The organism is Micromonospora sp. NPDC004336, from assembly GCF_053602615.1.
Genome location: NZ_JBSGDY010000020.1, coordinates 20,899 through 40,839, shown reverse-complemented (window position 1 = coordinate 40,839; position 19,941 = coordinate 20,899). Strand labels below are relative to the sequence as shown.

Sequence of the window (19,941 nt, the reverse complement as noted above, 5' to 3'; positions counted from 1 at the left end):
CCGTGCGGTCATCCCACGGCCGCCTGCCCGCCCGGCTGTCGGGCGGGCAGGCGGGCGGGCAGCGGGTCAGCGGCCCAGCAGCGCGTGCGCCTCGCGGATCCTCGCCCACGACTTCGGCTCGGCGGGCGGGGCGCTCGCCGACTCGGCCCGGCGGTCCGCTGCGGCCACGTCCGGGCGGCCGGGGGTGAGCAGCCAGGCCGTGAGGAGTTCGTCGAGGTCCAGCCCGGAGATCCGCTCGGCGAGGGCCTGGAACTGCGCGATCGTGGCGTTGCCGTGCCGGTGCGCGGCGGTCCAGGCCGGCAGGATCCGGAAGAACGCGTCGTCGCCCACCGCCAGGCGGAGCTGGTGCAGGGCCATCGCGCCCCGGTCGTAGACCGCGTCCTCGAAGATCCCGGCCGGGCCCGGCTCGCCCGGCGGCACCTGCCAGAACCTGTCGTCCGCCGGATAGCTGGCGTACGTGAAGTCGAACAGCTCCTGCGCGGTGCCCTCGCCCTGCTCCTCCGACCAGAGCCACTCCGCGTACGAGGCGAAGCCCTCGTTGAGCCAGATGTCGCTCCAGTCGGCCACCGAGACCGAGTCGCCGAACCACTGGTGGGCGTTCTCGTGCACCACCACGTAGGTGTTGGCGCCGCGCCGCCAGAAGCCGGGCCCGTACACCGAGCGGGTCTGCGTCTCCAGGGCGAAGCCGATGCCGTCGACCGGCCCGGCCACGCCGCCCTGCGCCTCGAAGGGGTACGGACCGAAGAGACCGCTGCCCCACTCGACGATCTCGGCGGTGCGCTCGATGCTGGCGCGCGCGGCCGGTCCCAGCTCGCCCAGGGTGGCGCTGTACGCGTTGATCACCGGCTGGCCGTCGGGGGTGGTGTCGGTGACGATCTCGTACTGGCCGATGGCGAGGAAGGCCAGGTAGGTGGCGGTCGGCGAGGTGGTCCGCCAGCTCCACCGGGTGCGGTTGCCCGCCTCGGGCAGCGGCGCCCGCGGCTGGACGCCGTTGCTGATCACCTCGACGCCGGTGGGCACCGAGACGGAGATGTCGTAGGTGGCCTTGTCCAGGGGGTGGTCGTTGCTGGGGAACCACCACCAGGCCGACTCCGGCTCGTTCACCGCCATCGCGCCGTCGGCCGTGCGGGTCCAGCCGGTGTAGCCGCCGACGAGGGTCTCCGACGGTATGCCCGAGTAGCGCACCACGACGGTGAGCTGCTGGCCGGCGGTGACCGCGCGGCGCGGGGTGACCACGAGCTCGTGCACGCCCTCGCGGGCGGTGTCGGCCTGCCAGCCGTTGACCCGCACCGACTCGACGTCGAGCAGGAAGTCCAGGTTGAACCGGGACAGGTCCTGGGTGGCCCGGGCCAGGATGGTGGTGGTGCCGGTGAGCCGGTCGGTGTCCGGGTCGTAGCGCAGCCGGACGTCGTAGTGGGTGACGTCGTAGCCGCTGTTGCCGTAGTCGGGGAAGTAGCTGTCGCCGAGGCCGGGGCCGCCGGGTTGTGGCGCGGCGGCGGGGACGACGGGCCGCCCCCAGCCGGGTGGGGCGGCGTGGCCGGGGGCGCCGGTGACCAGGCCGCCGGCGGTGGTGACGGTCAGGGCGGCGATGGCCGCCGTGAGAGCGCGTCGCACGGGGTGGACTCCCTCCGTCGGGGTGTACGCACCGGCCAACCTAATCGAGATTTGTGAACCCGTTGGCCCCGTCGATGATCGCGGGCCATTCCATTGTTGCGAATGTTTCGATAGCATTACCGCCTGGTAACAAGCCCCGTCCCTGGCCACGCGCGCGGTCACCGGGCCCCACCACCTCGTCCCGTGGAGGTCCCCCCTCATGCCCCACCGCCCCCTGGCCCGTGCCCTCGCCACGCTGGTCGCCGTGCTCACCGCCACCCTCGGCGCGGTGCTCGTCCCCGGTGCCGCCCAGGCCGCCACCGTCAACTACGTCGCCCTCGGCGACTCCTACTCCTCCGGCGTCGGCGCCGGCCCGTACGACCTGTCGACGTGCCTGCGCAGCCAGAAGTCGTACGCCCCGCTCTGGGCCGCCGCCAACGCGGTCACCAGCTTCAAGTTCCCCGCGTGCGGCGGCGCGGTCACCGCCGACGTGATCAACAACCAGGTCGCCTCGCTGAGCACCGGCACCACCCTGGTCACCATCACCATCGGCGGCAACGACGCCGGCTTCGCCGACGTGATCACCAGTTGCCGCTTCGGCAGCACCTCCACCTGCACCAACGCCGTCAACGAGGCGAAGGCGTTCGCCACCACCACGCTGCCCGGCCGGCTCGACGCCACGTACGCCGCCATCCGGGACCGGGCCCCGAACGCCCGGCTGATCGTGCTCGGCTACCCGCGGCTGTTCGAGACCAACTACTGCGGCCTGCTGGCGATGAGCACCTACAAGCGGACCATCCTCAACGAGGCCGCCGACGTGCTCGCCACGGTCATCTCCGGCCGGGCCCGGGCGGCGGGGGCCACCTTCGCCGACACCCGGCCGTACTTCGCCGGGCACGGCGTCTGCGCCGGCGACCCGTGGATCAACGACATCAGCGGCGTCATCGAGGCGTACCACCCGGACGCCGACGGCTACCGCTACGGCTACCTGCCCGCCCTGAACGCCGTCACCGGCTGACCGCCCCGCCCGCCTGCGGTGTGAGGAAGGGGCACTTCCTCACACCGCAGCCGCCGCGCCCGGGTTCGTCACTGTCCGGTGTCGTCCGTGTCCGTTAGGGTCTTTGTGGATCAGGCGGGGCGACGGCGACGGGAGCGAGAAGTGAGCAGGCTCGCGTCGGCGTACGGGCAGGCGGTCGCCGCCCACCGGGCCGCCCGCGTCCACCTCGAAAACGCCCGCGCCGCCTGGCGGGCCGCGCCACCGCCTGCCCCACCGGAGGCCGACCCCGACCTGGTCGCCCGGCTGGCCCGCGTCGGCGGCGCGCTCGCCGCCCCCGCCCCGGGCACCCCACTGACCGGTGCGCCCCGGCCGGTCCGCCTTGGTGAGGCGATCACCGCTGGCGGCGGGTTCCCCGTGCTGGTGCCCCTCGGCGGCGGCCATCACCTGTCCGTCGACGTCGACGCCCGGGACCCGCGTACCGCAGCGCTGTTGCGGGCCGTCGTCCTGCGGATGCTGGCCACCGCGCCGCCCGGTGGGCTGCGGGTCGCCGGGCTCGACGCCGCCGCCCTCGGGGCCACCTTCGGACCGCTGCGCCCGCTGGTCGACGCCGGGGTGCTCGACCCGCCCGCCACCACCGAGGCGGAGGTGGCCGCGCTGCTCGACGACGCGGAGCGGCACGCCCGCGCCGCCCGCAACGGCGACCGCGTCGACCAGGAGCTGTTGCTGGTGGTGGCCGCGTCCGCCCCGTCGCCCCGGGAGGCCGCCCGGCTCGCCGCGCTCACCCACGCCGGCCCGGCCGCCGCCGTCTGCGTCCTGGTCGGCGGCTGGTCGTCCGGGCCGTCGGCCACCCCACCGCCGCCGTTGGGCACCACCACCGCGCTGCGCCTGACCCCCGACGGGTACGCCCACGTCGGTGACCCGCCCGGCGCACCGTTCAGCGCCGACGGCAGCGGGCTGGCCGTGCCGGTGCTGCTCGACGGTGATCCGCCGCCGGCGGCCGTGTCGGCCCTCGCGGAGCACCTCGACGCCGCCGTCCGCCGCCAGGCCGCCGTGGGCTTCGCCGACCTGCTGCCCCCGCACCGGTGGACGGAGTCCGGCCGAGCCGGCTTGCGTACCGTGGTCGGGCGCGCCGGCCGGGACGCCGTCGCGGTCGCCTTCGACGACGCCACCCCGCACTGGCTCGTCGGCGGGCGCACCGGCGGCGGCAAGACGGTCTTTCTGCTCGACGTCCTCTACGGGCTGGCCGCCCGCTACTCCCCGGCCGAGCTTCAGCTCTACCTGCTCGATTTCAAGGAGGGCGTGAGCTTCACGGAGTTCGTGCCGACCGAGCGCGACCCCGCCTGGCTGCCGCACGCCCGCGCGGTGGGCATCGAGAGCGACCGCGAGTACGGCGTCGCCGTGCTGCGCGAGCTGCGCCGCGAGCTGAACCGCCGGGCCACCCTGCTCAAGCGGCAGGGCGTCACGAAGCTCGCCGACCTGCCCGCCGACGTCGCGGCCCCCCGGGTCGTGGCGGTGGTCGACGAGTTCCAGGTGCTGCTGGCCGGCCGGGACGCCATCGCCCGGGAGTCGGTGGACCTGCTGGAGGAGTTGGCCCGCAAGGGCCGCTCCTACGGGGTGCACCTGGTGCTGGCCAGCCAGAGCACGACCGGCATCGAGGCCCTCTACGGGCGCGCCGAGGCCGTCTTCGGGCAGTTCGCCCTGCGGGTGGCGCTGCCCGGAGGCGGCGGCGTGCTCGACCGCGACAACCACTCAGCCGCCACCCTGAGCGTCGGCACGGCCGTGCTCAACACCGCCGCCGGGGCCGCCGGCGCCGACACGCTCGTCCGCTTTCCCGATGCGCATGCCGAATCCGGCGTGCTGGCCCGGCTGCGCCACGAGCTGTGGCAGGCCCGCCCAGCGGGTGCCCGCCCGCCGTCGGTGTTCCGGGGATACGAGGGGGCCCGCGTCGAGGACGACACCACGTTCGCCGGCCTGCGCCCCGGCGGCCGGCGTCCCCTGGCGCTGGTCGGCCGCACCGTCGACATGGACGGCACGTCCGCGCTGTTCATGATGGACACCAGCCCCGGCCGGCACCTGGCCGTCGTGGGCACCGCCGTCACCGCCGCCGAGGTGCTGCGCGCGGCCACCCTCAGCCTCGCCCGCCAGCACGGCCCCGGCGAGGCGCAATTCCTGCTCGTACCCCTCGTGGCCGCCGCCGACCCGGCCGCCGACGACACCGTCGCCGCGCTCGTGGCCGCCGGCCACACCGTGGAACGCCTCGACGCGCATGCCCTGCGCGACCGGATCGTGGCGCTGGCCGCGCCCCCGCCCGGCCCAGCGGCGTCGACTGTCCCGGTGCCCGCGACCAGCCCGGCGATGTCGGCCAGTGCGGGGCCGGCGCGCAGCTACCTGGTCGTGTTCGGGATGGATGTCGCCTCCGCCGTGCTCGCCGCCGCTGATCCGGTGACGTTCCGTTCCGCCCACGAGGACCTGCGTGCCCTGCTGCGTCAGGGGCCGGGGCGGGGCGTGCACCTGCTGGGCTGGTGGCGCGGCCTGCGCCGGCTCGCCGACGACCTCGGTGGCACCCAGAACCGGGACGACGTGGCCTGTCTGGTCGCGCTGAACGTGACCGGCGCCGAGCTGGGGCTGCACCTGGGCGTGCACGATCTGGCCTACGAGCCGCGCGCCGACCGGGCGCTGCTGGTCGACCGGCACGACCAGCGGGTGCGCCTCATCGTGCCGTTCACCCGCGACGGGGACCCGCCGGACGGAGAGAGCTGAGTGTCCACCTTCGAGGAGTACGCGGCGCTGGTCCGTCATCTCGCCGCCCAGCGGCAGGCCGGTGAGCAGGGTGCCGCCGCCGAGTCGGCCCGTCAGCGGGACCTGCACGCCGCCGTCGACTACCTCGACCACCGGCTCACGGCGCAGGGGCAGCGCCTCGACCAGATCGGCCACAAGATCGGCAGTCCACCCCCGCCCCCCGGCCAGCCCGCCCCCGGCGCCCCACCGGGCGGCCCGGTTCCGGTTGCACCGACGTCGGGCGGCCCGTCGGCCGTCGGGGTGCCGTCGGCCGGGCAGCCCCACGGGTTGCCGTCGCCGGGGACGGGATCGATCGGCGGCGCAGCCGCCGTGCCGGGGCGGCCGGGGGTCGGGGCGTACCCCCAGGGGAGCCCGGGGGAGACGGCGCTGGCGCTGCCGGGCGGGGTGCCCACGCCGCGCGCCGGGGAGCTGGACCCGGCGGCGGAGCTGGAGTCGGCGCGGCGCTGGGCCGACGAGGCCGACCGGCTGGGCCAGCAGGTCGAGCTGCTGGCCCAGCGCCCGGCGCTCCTGCCGAGCTGGTCACCGGTGGCCCGGGCGCTCGCCGTCTATCTCGGCTGTGCCGGCGTCGGCGTGCTGCTGATGCTGGTCATGGTGCTCGCCTCCGGCGTCGGGGCGCTCGGTCTCGGCACGCTCTACACGTGGATGTGCGCCGGGTTGCCCGCCGTGTCGCTGATCGCCGGGTGGCTCATCCTCGGTCGCTGGGGCACGCCCGCCGTGGTCGTCGGCACGCCGCCGCGCTACCCCCTGTTGGGCATCCTGGTCTGCTTCCTGGCAGTCCCGCTGGCCTACTGCGGCTACCTGCTGATGTTCCGCGCCCTGCGCTGACGCCGCGCTGTCGCGCCGTGCGGCGGTCTCGGTGGCGGCAAGGAAGGCGTCCAGCTCGGCGGGGGTGAGCCCCTCGTCCTCCAGCAGCGCCAGGAGCAGCACCGTGCCGGCGGTCACCGCTCCGGCGGTGCCGGGCGGCGGCGGGCGCTCGCCCAGGGCCGCGCCGAGCAGCGTCTCCGCCAGCGTCGGGTCGACGTCCACGCCGGTCAGGTCGTAGCGTTCCCGGGCCGCCGCGACGAACCTGATCAGCGGCGCGCGGTCCTGCCCGGCGACGAACCGGCGGCGCGCGGCCACCAGCAGCGCCCCGGCGAGCAGGTCGGCGTAGCGCAGCCACTGCGGCTCGGTGAAGCGGCGCAATCGGCGGTCGTGCCGGCCGAGCCGCCCGTCGAGCAGGCTCCGCAGGGCGGTCGTCGGGTCGTCGGTCATCGGCGGTTCCACCTTCCTCGGTTCTGTCGGCTGTGCGGCAGGCCCGCTCTGGCCCGCAGGGCGTGCCGTTTGGCGTTGGCGACGACCAGGTCGGCGGCGGCCCGTGCCCCCTGTGCCGTTGCCCGTGCGGTCGCTGATGCGTCCGCCCGCGCCGGGGCGACCCGCCGGGGCGGCAGCGTGGGTGCCGGCTCCGGTGTGCCGGCCAGGGCCGCCGCCCACCGGTCGATGGCCCGGCCGCCGTGCGCCAACCGCGCGGCCACCAGGTCCAGCCGGGCCACGGCCGCGCGGAACCGGCCCGCCGCGGCCAGGTCGCTCGGGTCGCGCGCCGCGCCGGGCCGCTGCGGCAGGGTGCCTCCGCCGGTGGGGCCGGAACGCTGCCGGTGGTGGCTGCGGCGGATCCGGTCCTCGGCTGCCGCCAGCCACCATCGGGTCCTGGCGGCCTCGGTGCCGGCCCGGTCCGCGTCGGCGCGGGCCGCCCGCAGCCCGGCGAGCAGGTCACCGGCGCTGCCGGAACCGGCCCGGGCCACGCCGAGCCCGGCGTGCACGAGGCTCAGCGCCCGCCAGCATTCGGTGACGGCATCCTGCCAGGGCAGCCGCCGGTCGGGCGGTCCCGCGCCGTGCAGCAGCCCGCCGGCCCGGTCGGCCGCCGCGATGCTCGCCAGCCAGGCGTCCCGAAGCCGGTCGACGGCACGCGCGTGCCCTGGCAACTCCGGTGGCGCCGCCCGGCCTCGGGGCGTCGGCAGCACGGGCGACGCCGGTCGGATCGGCGGCGGAGCGTCGCGTCGGTCACGGAGCCGGGCCCGCGCTGCGCGCTGCGCGTCGCAGGGGCCGGGCCGCCCGCAGCTGCGGCAGATCCCGGTGTACGCCTCCGTGTCGTGCTCGACCACCGTCTGCCGCGCCTCGACCAGCTCGCGTAGGACGTGGTGGCGCAGCTCGTCGGCGTTCATGAGGCGACCCTGGCGTGCTTGACCAGGCGGGCGAAGCTCACCTCCGGGCACGGGTACGGCTCGCCGCACCCGCACATCCAGCGCGTCACGGGCCGGGGCGGGTGGGCGAACAACACGTCGTCCGCGTCCTCGACGTCCTGCGCCGACGCGAATTCCGTGCCGCTGAGGGGTGGGGTGTGTTCGCCGGGTGGCATGTCTGGTTCGTAGGGCACGAGGGTGTCTCCCGTCCGTCGATTGCGGTGCGGAATCCAGCCGGGGCCGCGTGCGGCGACCACGGCACGCCCGGCCGACCGGGGGGATCGACCGGCCGGGCGCTCTGTGCGGTGGGGAAGAACCAACTCCGGGTTTGCAGACCTGGGAGCCGGTCGAGGCCAACTTTACACATGTAGTCACGGAAAGCAAGGCCAGGAACACGTTGCTTGTCATGAGTAGTCACGCGTGATCGAATGGACGGGCAGACCTGGGAGTCCATATGCCCGTAAAGCCCAAATGGGAACAACTCGCGGACCGCATCCGTGGTCAGATCGAGTCAGGCGAACTTCAGCCGGGAGACCGGCTGCCCTCTACCGTCCAGCTCACGACCCAACACAATGTCTCCACGACGGTCGTCCGACAGGCGATCCTGGTGTTGCAGACGCAGGGCTGGGTGCAAGGCGTCCACGGGCTGGGCGTCTTCGTCGCCGAACGGCAAGCGGACTGACTGCTCCCGAGGCTACTTCCCCCGCTTTCCATTGGTGACCGGGCGGTCGCGCTGTGTGCGTTGATCTCGTACTCTCCTCAGTGGTCGTGGCTCGTGCGGGGCGCGACGGGTGTCAGTGGACGACCGGGGGAGGGCACGTGAGCGCAGCGGAGATGATCGCCAGGTTGGCGGCGGCGTCGCAGAAGCTGGACGAGGCGAAGGCGAAGACGGCGGCGGCTGCCCAGGACGCGGCCGAGGCGCGGCAGCTCGTTGCGGGTGCGCTGCAGGGCATCGGGGCCGGGCCGCTGATCGGCATGATCGACTCGTACCGCGAGGCGCTGATGCGGGCCGCGCAGGGCAGCGAGCCGGCCAAGCAGCAGGTGCAGGAGACAATCGCCAAGGTGCATGCGTTGGGAAACTGAGCACGGGTGGTGGCGGCACAACCAGCCAACCACCCATTGCGCTGCGGCAGGCAGTGCCGAACGCTGGACCGGCCGCTGCTGCCCGACGAGCGGCCGACGCCCGTAGCGACGAGCCGCCAGCACCTCGGCGTGAGCGAGTCAGTGCTGAGGCCATCGGGTTCTGGGCGTCAGCGGGCGCAGCTACTTGGGCAACAGTCTCCGAGTTCATGCCGGTGCTACCGAAAGCCGTGGCGGGGACTCTCCTGGCGGGGGCTGCCTCGGTCAGCGCTGGCAAGTCCTGGTTGAAGAAGCGTCGAGAGGAACGCGGTGAAAATTGACAGTTCGGTAGAGGCCGCCATGCGGGTCACCATCCACGCCGCCGTCAAGCGGGACTTCGGGATGCTCGACCAGCAACTTCAGGCACTCAGAAGTGACGAACTTGCCCGTTCGACCGTGCAACTGACACTGGCGGTCGTGGGCTACCTGATGACGGACGTGCACGGTGGCAGGCCAACGCCGGAGCAGGTGACGGCGATTGCTACGGAGATCGCCAAGGCAGAATCATGGGCGCGGCCAACCCGTGATGAGATCGAGGTCTTCCTCTCGAAGCTCATGAGCGGGGAGCCATTCGGTGAGGCTGTTCCGATCGAGAACATCATTGTGCTCACCTTCGTGGTTGCCGCGAACCTGTTGTCGTCCTGCCGCCGTGACGACGAGAAGTGGTGGGACTATCTGGACCGTGCCGAGGCGGCGATCGAGGCGGCGGGATGACCGGGGTGTCCGAGCCGGTGACGCGTGACGGTGGGGTGCTGGACGGGTTCCACATCCGGCAGGTGCCGGGTGACACCGGCACCGAGGTCTCCGACTTCGCCAGCGAATGGGACGACGTCCGGTTCGCCACGCGGGTCTGGGAGCGGCAGACCGGCGACGGTCACCAGGTCGACCTGCGCGTCCATGTCATGCGGGGCGAGCGGCTGACCGACCTCGCCGCGCTGCGCGACTTTCTCACCGAGTATCACGAGCGCGACCCTGACGACTGGCCGTTGCTCGAGTTCATGCACGGTGAGTCTGCGGGACTTCGTGACGACTCCCAGGCGTTCTGGCTCGCTGAGCCCGGCGTCGCCGTCAACGTGCTGGTCGACCCCGGACAGGTGGACGGGGAGCAGCTTCTGGCTACGGCGCTTGCCGTCGTGGCGGTATCGGAGCGAAATGGCTCAGTCAGCTCAGGCGTCGAACGACCGGCCGCAGCACGTCCACCAGCGGACTAGCCTGGCAGCATCCCCTGCCGTTCGTCTCCGGTGTCGAAGAACCTGTCCAGGTAGGCGTCGGCGGTGAGGTTACTGTCCCTCATCAGCGAGTAGATCTCCGCACCGTGCAATGCGGCATTGCCGTGAGTCCGCTGGGCGACTCGCGGGCGTTTGCAGCGGATGTGCCCAGATCGTCTCATTGGTTCCGGCAGGTTGAACCGGCACCACTCGGGCAGGTTCTTCGGGCACCATTTGCCGTCGTGATTTATCGGCGTTCATTGATGGTTATCTTCTTTGGGGCACCACTCGGCGGGCCTTCATGATCGGCACCTTGTTTGGGTGCCTGCGCGGAAGCGGTCTGATGCTTTGCTTGTGGGTCGCTGCGCCGAGTTCGGGGCGGGGCTGGTTAGGATCGGGGCAGACCGGGTTCTTTCAGGCTGCGCTCCCGATGCGGGGTCTGGGGGACCCGGCTCTGTGTGTGAGGGTGAGACGCGGCGGCGCCGGGACGGTTCGTCCCGGCGCCGTTGTTCGTGGTGGGGGTTGTCAGTTGCGGTTGCGTTCGAGGGTGCTTTGCAGTCGGTAGGAGTCGTTGCCGGTCTCGACGAGGTAGCCGTTGAAGGTGAGTCGGTCGACGATGGCGGAGCAGAGGCGTTCCTCGGTGAAGGTCTTGTCCCATTCGGAGAAGGGGGCGTTGGAGGCGATGGCGATGGCTTTGCGTTCCTCGCGTTCGGTGAAGATCTGGAACAGCAGTTTCGCGCCGGTGCGGTCGAGGTTGAGATATCCGAATTCGTCGAGGCAGAGCAGGTCGTAGCGGGCGTAGCGGTAGAGGGTCTTGGACAGGCGTTTCTCGTTGTGCGCTTCGGCGAGTTCGTTGACCAGGTTCGCGGTGGTGGTGTAGCGGACCTTGAGGCCGTGTTCGGCGATGGCGGTGCCGATGCCGATGAGTAGGTGGCTCTTGCCGGTGCCGGAATTGCCGACCAGGACCAGGGGTGCGCCGGCTCGGACCCAGGCGGGGTGCCGGAGAACGACATCCGCAGCGTGAACAGGTAACACTTCATCTGCGTGCCACCGACAACGGCGAACGCCTCAGCGAAGTCGACCTCCGCCTCCTCACCCGGCGGGTGAACCTGCGGCACCATCCCGTCCAAGTGCCCGCGTCCCTCACGTGCCTCGGCGAGGATCTCCGGCCGCCGCCGGGCCACGTAGCTGCGCACCGTCGAGTACGACGCATCGGTGAAACCGTGCTCGACGGCCAGACGCTGGCAGATCCGCTCGATCGTGTGCCGCTGCTTGCGCGGCCCGACCACGTCCAAGCGCAGCATCTCATCCACCGCCCCAAGCACCGGCGTCAACGCCAACGGCCGACCGTGAACCGGCGGCTTGCGCGGCGGCGGAACCGCCGACGCCAGCGCCGCACGGACGGTGCGCCGTGACACCTGATGCCGACGCGCCAACTCCCGCTGCGACACCGACGGATCCACCCGCCGATCAGCGCGAATGCGCTCAAACAATGCGACACGCGTGAACAACTCGGCCTTCCGATATGACCGGGATAAACCTAAACCGGCCGATATCAACAAGTCGAGCAGGACCGGCATAGCGGGCACTCCCGCGTGTCGAGCCCGAGGTTGGTACCGGATCGCCGACTGAACACCAGCAGGAGGCGCGACCCCCTGACCCGAGGGAAGTCACCAACCGCCCCATCGGTAGCTCTTCGAGGAGGCCGGGTTCGAGGGTCCTCGCCAGGACGGCGTGTGGCCTGTCGCCCCAGGCCGGGGCGACAGGCCACAAGGTGTCCGGTCGAAGGGCGGCGGTCAGGAACTCTTGGGAAGTTCCTCGGGCCACCGCTGGCGGTCGACGCTGGTCTCCCACTCGGCCACCGGGCCCGACCCCCCAGCACGGGCCGCGGCCCGGTCGACGACCGGGAAGTCCGCCCCGCCCACCAGCTGATGCGTTCCGCGCCCCTGCTCCGTCTTCGCGGCCAGCACGTAGGTCGTGCCGGGCCGCAGCAGGGGCTCGCCGTCGACCCGCCAGGTGTCCTTACCGAGGGTTCCACCCAACTGGACCACCCGCAGCGTCTTGACCGGCTCGCCCTTGAGGGTCTGGTCCACGGTGACGTCGAAGACGGTGTAGGGCGTGCCGTCGCGTTCCTGCACCTCGGCGATACGGTCCACCGTCGCGACGACGACGTAGTCAGCGAACCCCGCCACCTTCGTCTCATCCTTCACGTCGAACGCGTAGGACGAGTGCACCGAGTGCGTTTCACCCGCGCGCAGCGAGTCGTAGGCCAACCACCCGCCAGAGGCCACCGCAACGGCGGCGGCACCTGCGACCAGCGGTCGAACAAGGCGGCGGTTCATGCTCAGTACCCCCATACGCTGTGATACGAGTTGATGTCCCACGACTGCAGGTTGTTGTTCATGTTCGGGTTGTAGCACGCCGCGCACGAGTCCATCACCGCGATCTCCGGACCGTGGCCGAGCTTCAGGGAATGCCCGAACTCGTGGGTCACGACCGCATGCTTCTGCGACTCGTTGTAGCCGTCCATCCAGTGCGTGTTCAGTTTGATGTCGTCCGCTCCCGCGCTGCAGTCGAACCAGCCCGCCCGACTGTCGCTCGAAGAGGTGTAGTCGGACACGTCGACGTCCGCGTAGGTCGAAGCCGTATCAGCTTTGACGTTGATCGGGTTCAGCGAGTTCCACTGATTCACCGCGTGCGACAACGAGTTGTTGTACTTGGTGAAGTCGTCGTAGACCAACTCTCCGCCATCGACCGACGTGCAGTGGGCGGTGCAGGTCAGATCGTGTGGATCGTGATGAGGTCTTCGAGACCTGCGAGGTCGTCGGCGTTGCGGGTGTACAGGGCGGCGTCATGGGCGTGTGCGGTCGCAGCGATGAGCAGATCCATCACCCTGGCTCGTGGCTGGCGGCCGATCTCGACCACGCGTGCAGCCAGTCGTGCGTAGCTGTCGGCAATGGCTTCGTCGATGGGAAGGGGATCAAACCGACGTTGGATGGCGCTCAGTCGCGCCAGACGGAGCGCCCTCGCCTCGGAGGTCTTCGCGATCAGGACACCGAACTGGAGTTCGCCAATGCTGGCGACGCTGATGGCCAGTTCCCCGGGAATCGGGGTTACATCAGTAGCGATGAGAACGCTGGTGTCGAGGATGCCTCGGCTCACCGCTCGACCCACGGATCGGTGACGGTGTCGTCGAGGAGGCCCCGATCGCCGGCCCACTCTGGGTCTGTGGGTTGGTCGAACATGCCGGCAAGGTCGTCCCACTCGCGCCAGGTTCGAGGACTGACCGGGCCAAGCACGGCTGCCGGTCGGCCGGCGACAGTGATCGTCACGCGTTCACCCGCTTGCGCCCGCCGTACCAGTTCGCTGGCGTCCTGTCGCATCTCCCGCAGCCCAACCTCACGCATACGCTCTACCGTAGCACTTGTGCTACATGCCGTCGAAGGTTGCCGCACCCCGGGTGTCGGATAGGCGATAGGCCCCGGTCGCGGGTGTTCGTGTTGATCGTGCGCCCGTATCCTGACGTGTTCATCGGGGCCTATGGACGTGGGGAAGCATGGATCCTCGACAGGTACGACGCCTGGCGGAACACTCCGCCAACTTCGGCTTTCTGAAAGACCATCCGCTGCTCGTCTGGTACGGGGCGGGTGCCGAGCTGCTCGTCTACGTCGACGCGCAGTCGGCGATGTTCAAGATCCGGGCGTTCGGCGACGAGCTGGCGAAGGAGCTGCTGCGCCGCACCGGCCAGCGACCCCGCAGCGACTTCTTCCACCGGGTGGAGGCCCTGCACGCCGACGGCACCCTGACCAGCGAGGTCTACCGCGCCTTCCACAGCCTGCGCGACCAGGGCAACAGGGCGGTGCACGACCATCTGGCCGAGGCGCGGGCGGCGCTGGAGATGCTGCGTACCTGCTTCGAGTTGGGCGTCTGGTTCCACCGGGCGCTGACCGGCGACCGCACGCCGATCGGCTTCGTGCCGCCGACGCCGCCCGCGCAGCAGGTCCCGCGCAGCGTCGCCGAGGCCCTCGAGGCGGAGCTGGACCGATACCGCCAGGAGTTGGCCGAGGCGAAGCTGCTGATCGACGGCGCGCAGTCCGTCGCGCAGGCGCGGGCGGCCGCCGAGCAGGCCGCCGACCAGGCGGTCCGGGCCGCCGCCGCCGGGCGCGACACGGCCGCCGCCCTGGTCAGCAGCCTGGAACCGGCGGTCCGCGCGGAGCAGGAGCGCCGCGACGCCGCCCGACCCGGCCGCGTCTCGGCCGCCCGCCGGGAGGACTTCATCGCCCGGGCCCGCCGCGCTTCCCGGGGGCCGCTGAACGAGGCGCAGACCCGCGTCGAGATCGACCGGCAGCTCGGCGAGGCCGGCTGGCAGGTGCAGGACGAGGAGCACATCAACCTGTACGCGGGCACGGGTGTCGCCGTCCGCGAGGTCACCCTCGCTGGTGGCCGGGCCGACTACCTGCTGTACGTCGACCAGAAGCTGGTCGGCGTCATCGAGGCCAAGCGCGAGGGCACCGCCCCGCGCGGCGTGGAGGCGCAGCTCGACCGCTACCTGCGGGGGCTGACCCCCGCGCAGACCATGCGCGCCTGGCGGCGGGAGGCCCCGCTGCCGTTCGGCTACGTCGCGACCGGCACCGAGACCGCGTTCGTGAACCGGCTCGACCCGCACCCGCGTACCCGGGAGATCTTCGCCGTCCATCGGCCCGAGACCCTGGCGCGGTGGATGCGGGAGGCCGACGACGACCCTTCGGCGCCGACGCTGCGGGCCCGGCTGCGCCGGATGCCGGAGCTGGACCCGACCGGCCTGCGGCCCGCGCAGGTCGACGCGATCGTGGGCCTGGAACGGTCGCTGGCCGACGACCACCCCCGGTCGTTGATCCAGATGGCCACGGGCGCGGGGAAGACCTTCACCGCGGTCACCGCCAGCTACCGGTTGCTCAAGCACGCCCGCGCCGGTCGGATCCTGTTCCTGGTCGACCGCAACAACCTGGGCAAGCAGACCCTCCAGGAGTACGCGGGCTTCCAGACCCCGGGCGACGGGCGGAAGTTCACCGAGCTGTATCCCGTCGACCGGCTTTCCGGCGCGGGTCTGCTCGACTCGTCGACCGTGGTGATCTCCACGATCCAGCGCCTGTACGCGGCGCTGCGCGGCGACGAGCTGCCCGACCCGGACGCCGACGACCGCGCGTACGACGACTACGAGCTGGACGCCCCGGCGGAGGTCGGCTACCAGCCGCGCCTCCCGCCGGAGACGTTCGACCTGATCGTGGTGGACGAGTGTCACCGCTCGATCTACGGCCGGTGGCGTGCGGTGATCGAATACTTCGACGCGTTCGTGGTCGGCCTGACCGCCACTCCCGTCAAGCAGACCCTCGGCTTCTTCCAGCAGCACATCGTCTCGCAGTACACCTATGAGCAGGCGGTCGCTGATGGTGTCAACGTTGGCTTCGACGTCTACCGGATCAGGACGCAGATCACCGACGCGGGCGCGACCATCGACGCGCGCACGGTGGTGCCGCTGCGGGACCGGCGCACCCGCGCCGAGCGTTACCAGGAGCTGGAGGACGACTTCACCTACGACGCCGGTCAGGTGGGCCGCTCGGTGATCTCGAAGGGCCAGTTGCGACTGGTGCTGGATACTTTCCGCGACCGCCTGTTCACCGAGATCTTCCCCGGCCGCAACACCGTGCCCAAGACGTTGATCTTCGCCCGCGACGACAACCACGCCGAGGAGATCGTCACGATGGTGCGGCAGGTCTTCGGGCGGGGCAACGACTTCGCCGCGAAGATCACGTACGCGTCCCGTCGCGACGGCGACAACCCCGACACGCTGCTCCAGGCGTTCCGCAACAGCCCGGAGCTGCGTATCGCCGTCACCGTCGACATGATCGCCACCGGCACCGACGTACGCCCCCTGGAGTGCGTCTTCTTCCTGCGGCCGGTGCGCAGCGCCACCTACTTCGAGCAGATGAAGGGCCGCGGGGCCCGCACCATCGACGCCGCCGAGTTCCAGGCCGTCACCCCCGACGCCCAGGTCAAGGACCGGTTCGTCATCGTCGACGCGGTCGGCGTCACCGAGGCCGACCTGGACGAGGCGGTGCCGCTGAACCGGCACTCCGAGAAGCAGATCTCCCTGCGGGACCTGCTCAAGAAGGCCGGCACCCTGACCGCCGACGCCGACGAGGTGTCGACCCTCGCCGCCCGGCTGGCCCGCCTCGACCGGCAGCTCACCGACGCCGAACGCGAGGAGCTGACCGACCTCGGCGGGCAGCCGCTCACCGGGATCGTGCGGGGCCTGGTCGACGCCGTCGCGCCCGAACAGCTCAACCCGGCCAAGGCCGCCGGCCCCACCGCCGTACGCGACCTGCTGGCCGACGCCCTGCGCCCGCTCGCCGCGAACCCGGAGCTGCGCGAACGCATCCTGGAGATCCGGCGGGCCCACGACATCACCATCGACGAGGTCAACGCCGACACCCTGCTGTCGGCGCGGGGCGTGCCGGCCGAGGAGCGGGCGCAGGTCACCGTCAAGGACTGGCACGCCTACCTGGAGGAACACCGCGCCGAGATCACCGCCCTCCAGGTGTTCTTCGAGGGGCACGGCCGGGTCGGGTACGACGACCTCAAGGACCTGGCCCGACGCATCGCCCGCCCGCCGCAGGCGTGGACGCCGGCGACGCTGTGGAAGGCGTACGTGCTGCTCGGGCGTACCGCCGACGCGCCCGGCACCCGGGGCGTGACCGACCTGGTCAGCCTCATCCGCTACGAACTCGGCCTCGACACCGAGCTGCGCCCCTACCGCAGCCTCGTGGAGGAGCGGTTCCGTGGGTGGCTGCTGCGGCAGGAACAGGCGGGAGCTACCTTCACTGCCGATCAGGTGTGGTGGTTGGAAAGGATCAGGGACGTGATATCGGTCAGCGTGGAGGTCACCCCCGACGACCTGGACGGCGCACCGTTCACCGAACGTGGCGGCATCGACGGGTACGCGGGCACCTTCGGCCACCGCGCCGAACCCCTCCTCACCGAACTCAACCAGGAGCTGTCCGCATGACCGATCTTCCTGCTGGATGGTCAGCAGCACCGTTGGCTGACTTGATCGACAAAGACGGTATTTTTGTCGATGGTGATTGGGTTGAGAGCAAGGACCAGGACCCTGGCGGTGAGGTGCGTCTCGTTCAACTAGCGGATGTTGGCGAGGGGCATTTCCGTGATCGAAGCAATCGGCGGCTCACGCGAGCGAAGGCCGATGTCCTGCGATGCACTGAGCTGAGGGCGGGTGACATTCTGGTTGCTCGCATGCCCGAGCCGCTCGGGCGGGCATGCATTTATCCTGGTGGCCCCACTTCAGCTGTGACCGTTGTGGACGTGTGTATTGTCCGTGTCAACCGCGTGGACTCTCAATGGTTGATGTGGGCGTTGAACTCGCCGGAGGTGCGCCGGCAAATCTCTTCCTACCAATCGGGGACCACAAGGAAGCGTATTTCTCGCACAAATTTGGCAAGGGTGGAAGTTCGAGTTCCGCCGCTCGCCGAGCAGCGCCGCATCGTCGCTGCTCTCGAGAGCCGCCTCTCAGCCGTCGCCGCCTGTGAGACTGACATTAGGCGGGCCGCCCTGCGCGGGGAGATGCTTTGGCGCTCCGCGGTGGACTCAGCATTGGGCGGCTCTCATTCGACGCGAAGAGAGCCTTGGCCGCAGGTCTATGTCGGAGACCACGCGGCGGTACAGGGCGGCATCCAGAAGCAGCCAAAGCGGCAACCAGTTCGCAACCGTGCTCCGTTCCTCCGGGTCGCGAACGTGTTGAGGGCAGGGCTGGACCTCTCTGATGTGCGTGAGATTGAGCTGTTTGAGGGCGAATTACCGAGATATTCTTTGCAGGCTGGAGACCTCCTGGTTGTGGAAGGTAATGGTAGTCCGGAGCAGCTTGGGCGGGCGGCTGTTTGGCGGAACGAGATTCCGAACTGCGTCCACCAGAATCATCTGATCAGGTTGCGGCCCCACGAGAGTCTAGACCCGGACTATTTGGAGCTAGTGTGGAATTCTCCGGCGGTCGGGAATCAGCTTAGACGGGTTGCGAGTTCCACTAGTGGGCTGTTTACTCTCAGTACAAAGAAAGTCAAGGGTGTCCGCATTCCGTTGCCGTCACGTGAAATTCAAAGGGCTGTTGTCGAGGAGGTGAGCCAGCTTCGCGGTCACCTCGATGTCGGCATGGAGAACGCACGAGCAGCCGCGGCGAGGGCTCAGCAGTTGGCGCGGAGTCTGTTGGCGGAGGCGTTCGCGGGGCGGTTGGTGCCGCAGGATCCGAACGACGAGCCTGCCTCGGAACTGCTTGCCCGGATTCGGGCCGAGCGCCAGGCCGCCCTGCCGAGGCAGAAGGCGCGCTCCCCGCGTACCAGAAAGGCGCTGCCGGCACCGCCGACCAGGGTGACCGGAGACGACTACCAGCAGGAGACTTTGCCGCTGTGAGCACTGTGGATTCGCGCCGGCTGGTGCAGAAGCTGTGGAACTACTGCGACGTGCTGCGCGACGATGGCGTGTCGACCATCGACTACGTGGAGCAGTTGACGTTCCTGCTTTTCCTCAAGATGGCCGACGAGCGGGCGAAGCGGCCGATGCGGCCCGAGCGGATCGTGCCCGACGAGTTGAGTTGGCAGACGCTGCTCGACGCCGAGGGTGACGCCCTCGAGGTGCAGTACCGGCACATCCTGACCGGGCTGGCCAAGGAGGGCGGCACGCTCGGCACGATCTTCCGCAAGGCGCAGAACAAGATCCAAGATCCGGCGAAGCTGAAGCGGCTCATCGTCGACCTGATCGACAAGGAGCAGTGGTCGGGCACCGGCGTCGACGTCAAGGGCGACGCCTACGAGGAACTGCTGGCCCGGGGTGCGGAGGACACCAAGTCGGGTGCCGGGCAGTACTTCACGCCCCGCGCGCTGACCGTCGCGATGGTCGACTGCATGCTGCCCACTCCCGACGACACGGTCACCGACCCGGCCTGCGGCACCGGCGGCTTCCTGCTCGCCGCGTTCGACCACATCCAGCGGCACCACGGCAGCTCGCTCACCCCCGACCAGCGTCGCCGCCTCGCCGCCGGGGCCGTCACCGGCACGGAACTGGTTGAGGGCACCGCCCGGCTGGCCGCCATGAACATGCTGCTGCACGGCATCGGCACCCCCGGCGGTGACTCGCTGATCGCGGTTGAGGACGCCCTGGGCAAGCCGCCCAGCCGCCGCTACAGCCTGGTGCTGGCCAACCCGCCGTTCGGCCGCAGCTCCACGATCCGCTCGGTTACCGAGGCGGGCCGGGCGTCCCGCGAGGAGCGGGAGATCGAACGGCCCGACTTCTGGGCCGCCACCGCCAACAAGCAGCTCAACTTCGTGCAGCACATCGCCTCGCTGCTGGAGATCGACGGCCGGGCCGCCGTCGTCCTGCCCGACAACGTGCTGTTCGAGGGCGGCGCGGGGGAGACCATCCGCCGCCGGCTGCTCAAGCAGTACGACCTGCACACCATGCTGCGCCTGCCCACCGGCATCTTCTACGCCGGCGGGGTCAAGGCCAACGTGCTCTTCTTCGAGCGCAAGCGCGCCCGCGAACAGCCGTGGACCCAGAAGCTCTGGGTCTACGACTTCCGCACCAACCAGCACTTCACCCTCAAGCAGAACCCACTGCGCCGGGAGCACCTCCAGGACTTCGTGGACTGCTACCTGCCGGGCAAGGACCGCTCCGAGCGGGTCGAGACCGAGCGGTTTCGAGCGTTCACCTATGACGAGCTGATCGCCCGCGACAAGGTGAACCTCGACATCACCTGGCTCAAGGACGCCTCCCTGGAAGACGCGGACGCCCTGCTGCCGCCCGAGGTCATCGCGCAGGAGATCGTGGAGGACCTGGAGGCGGCGTTGCGCGAGTTCGCCGCCATCGCTGACGCCCTGTCGTCGCGCACCACCCCGTCAGCCGGCGCTCCGGAGCCTGACACTGAAGGCTGGGAGGTCGTTCGGGACCCATCCTCACGAGGCTGAGG

The 19,941-nt window shown here is 70.7% G+C and carries 18 protein-coding genes; 10 read left to right on the top strand and 8 right to left on the bottom strand.

All coding sequences use genetic code 11. The features are described from left to right. Positions 1-66: 66 nt before the first annotated feature. Positions 67-1,614, bottom strand: coding sequence for a M1 family metallopeptidase (locus ACWENR_RS07335; protein ID WP_452276189.1), 1,548 nt, complete (start codon positions 1,612-1,614; stop codon positions 67-69). Between the two features lie 199 nt (positions 1,615-1,813). Here ACWENR_RS07335 and ACWENR_RS07330 point away from each other — a divergent pair, with 199 nt between their 5' ends. From ACWENR_RS07330 to ACWENR_RS07320, 3 genes are all read left to right on the top strand, one after another. Continuing rightward, a complete protein-coding gene (locus ACWENR_RS07330) occupies positions 1,814-2,611 on the top strand; it encodes an SGNH/GDSL hydrolase family protein (RefSeq protein WP_452276188.1) in 798 nt (265 codons plus the stop codon). Positions 2,612-2,752: 141 nt separating this feature from the next. Continuing rightward, the gene (locus ACWENR_RS07325) at positions 2,753-5,350 is read left to right on the top strand and encodes an FtsK/SpoIIIE domain-containing protein (RefSeq protein WP_452276187.1); all 2,598 of its coding nucleotides are present in this window, start codon (positions 2,753-2,755) and stop codon (positions 5,348-5,350) included. Next, complete coding sequence (locus ACWENR_RS07320) at positions 5,351-6,214, top strand: hypothetical protein (protein ID WP_452276186.1); 864 nt, start codon at positions 5,351-5,353, stop codon at positions 6,212-6,214. A 422-nt stretch (positions 6,215-6,636) separates the two neighbouring features. Here the strand turns inward: ACWENR_RS07320 and ACWENR_RS07315 are convergent, their stop codons facing one another. Together ACWENR_RS07315 and ACWENR_RS07310 are read right to left on the bottom strand one after the other, a co-directional pair. After that, entirely contained in the window at positions 6,637-7,587 is a 951-nt protein-coding gene (locus ACWENR_RS07315; RefSeq protein WP_452276185.1) for a hypothetical protein, read from the bottom strand. Next, entirely contained in the window at positions 7,584-7,781 is a 198-nt protein-coding gene (locus ACWENR_RS07310; protein ID WP_452276184.1) for a hypothetical protein, read from the bottom strand. Before ACWENR_RS07310 ends, ACWENR_RS07315 begins: the two co-directional genes overlap by 4 nt. Positions 7,782-8,059: 278 nt before the next feature. Here ACWENR_RS07310 and ACWENR_RS07305 point away from each other — a divergent pair, with 278 nt between their 5' ends. The 4 genes from ACWENR_RS07305 to ACWENR_RS07290 all read left to right on the top strand — a co-directional run bounded on the left by ACWENR_RS07305 (position 8,060) and on the right by ACWENR_RS07290 (position 9,935). Further along, positions 8,060-8,287: a GntR family transcriptional regulator gene (locus ACWENR_RS07305; RefSeq protein WP_436670836.1), complete on the top strand. Its 228-nt coding sequence runs from the start codon at positions 8,060-8,062 to the stop codon at positions 8,285-8,287. A gap of 137 nt (positions 8,288-8,424) precedes the next feature. After that, positions 8,425-8,688 carry a DUF6244 family protein gene (locus ACWENR_RS07300; protein WP_091076450.1) on the top strand — a complete coding sequence of 88 codons (264 nt, stop codon included), beginning with the start codon at positions 8,425-8,427 and terminating at the stop codon, positions 8,686-8,688. Positions 8,689-8,994: 306 nt separating this feature from the next. Beyond that, a complete protein-coding gene (locus ACWENR_RS07295) occupies positions 8,995-9,438 on the top strand; it encodes a hypothetical protein (protein WP_452276183.1) in 444 nt (147 codons plus the stop codon). Next, positions 9,435-9,935: a hypothetical protein gene (locus ACWENR_RS07290; RefSeq protein ID WP_452276182.1), complete on the top strand. Its 501-nt coding sequence runs from the start codon at positions 9,435-9,437 to the stop codon at positions 9,933-9,935. The genes ACWENR_RS07295 and ACWENR_RS07290 overlap by 4 nt, the downstream gene beginning before the upstream one ends. 522 nt (positions 9,936-10,457) lie before the next feature. Here the strand turns inward: ACWENR_RS07290 and ACWENR_RS07285 are convergent. The 5 genes from ACWENR_RS07285 to ACWENR_RS07265 form a co-directional block, all read right to left on the bottom strand. After that, positions 10,458-10,967 carry an ATP-binding protein gene (locus ACWENR_RS07285; RefSeq protein WP_452276181.1) on the bottom strand — a complete coding sequence of 170 codons (510 nt, stop codon included), beginning with the start codon at positions 10,965-10,967 and terminating at the stop codon, positions 10,458-10,460. Between the two features lie 761 nt (positions 10,968-11,728). Further along, complete coding sequence (locus ACWENR_RS07280; RefSeq protein ID WP_452276180.1) at positions 11,729-12,124, bottom strand: hypothetical protein; 396 nt, start codon at positions 12,122-12,124, stop codon at positions 11,729-11,731. Between the two features lie 152 nt (positions 12,125-12,276). Beyond that, complete coding sequence (locus tag ACWENR_RS07275) at positions 12,277-12,672, bottom strand: hypothetical protein (RefSeq protein ID WP_452276179.1); 396 nt, start codon at positions 12,670-12,672, stop codon at positions 12,277-12,279. Between the two features lie 38 nt (positions 12,673-12,710). After that, positions 12,711-13,094: a PIN domain-containing protein gene (locus ACWENR_RS07270; protein ID WP_091105003.1), complete on the bottom strand. Its 384-nt coding sequence runs from the start codon at positions 13,092-13,094 to the stop codon at positions 12,711-12,713. Continuing rightward, on the bottom strand, positions 13,091-13,339 hold the full coding sequence (locus ACWENR_RS07265; protein WP_091105006.1) for a type II toxin-antitoxin system Phd/YefM family antitoxin: 249 nt from the start codon (positions 13,337-13,339) through the stop codon (positions 13,091-13,093). The genes ACWENR_RS07270 and ACWENR_RS07265 overlap by 4 nt, the downstream gene beginning before the upstream one ends. A 149-nt stretch (positions 13,340-13,488) precedes the next feature. Between ACWENR_RS07265 and ACWENR_RS07260 the strand changes: the two genes are divergently transcribed. From ACWENR_RS07260 to ACWENR_RS07250, 3 genes are read left to right on the top strand one after another with little or no spacing between them, the layout of a single operon-like run. After that, complete coding sequence (locus tag ACWENR_RS07260) at positions 13,489-16,977, top strand: DEAD/DEAH box helicase family protein (protein ID WP_452276178.1); 3,489 nt, start codon at positions 13,489-13,491, stop codon at positions 16,975-16,977. Next, the gene (locus ACWENR_RS07255; protein WP_452276177.1) at positions 16,974-18,389 is read left to right on the top strand and encodes a restriction endonuclease subunit S; all 1,416 of its coding nucleotides are present in this window, start codon (positions 16,974-16,976) and stop codon (positions 18,387-18,389) included. Before ACWENR_RS07260 ends, ACWENR_RS07255 begins: the two co-directional genes overlap by 4 nt. Beyond that, the gene (locus ACWENR_RS07250) at positions 18,386-19,939 is read left to right on the top strand and encodes a type I restriction-modification system subunit M (RefSeq protein WP_452276176.1); all 1,554 of its coding nucleotides are present in this window, start codon (positions 18,386-18,388) and stop codon (positions 19,937-19,939) included. Before ACWENR_RS07255 ends, ACWENR_RS07250 begins: the two co-directional genes overlap by 4 nt. Positions 19,940-19,941 lie beyond the last annotated feature (2 nt).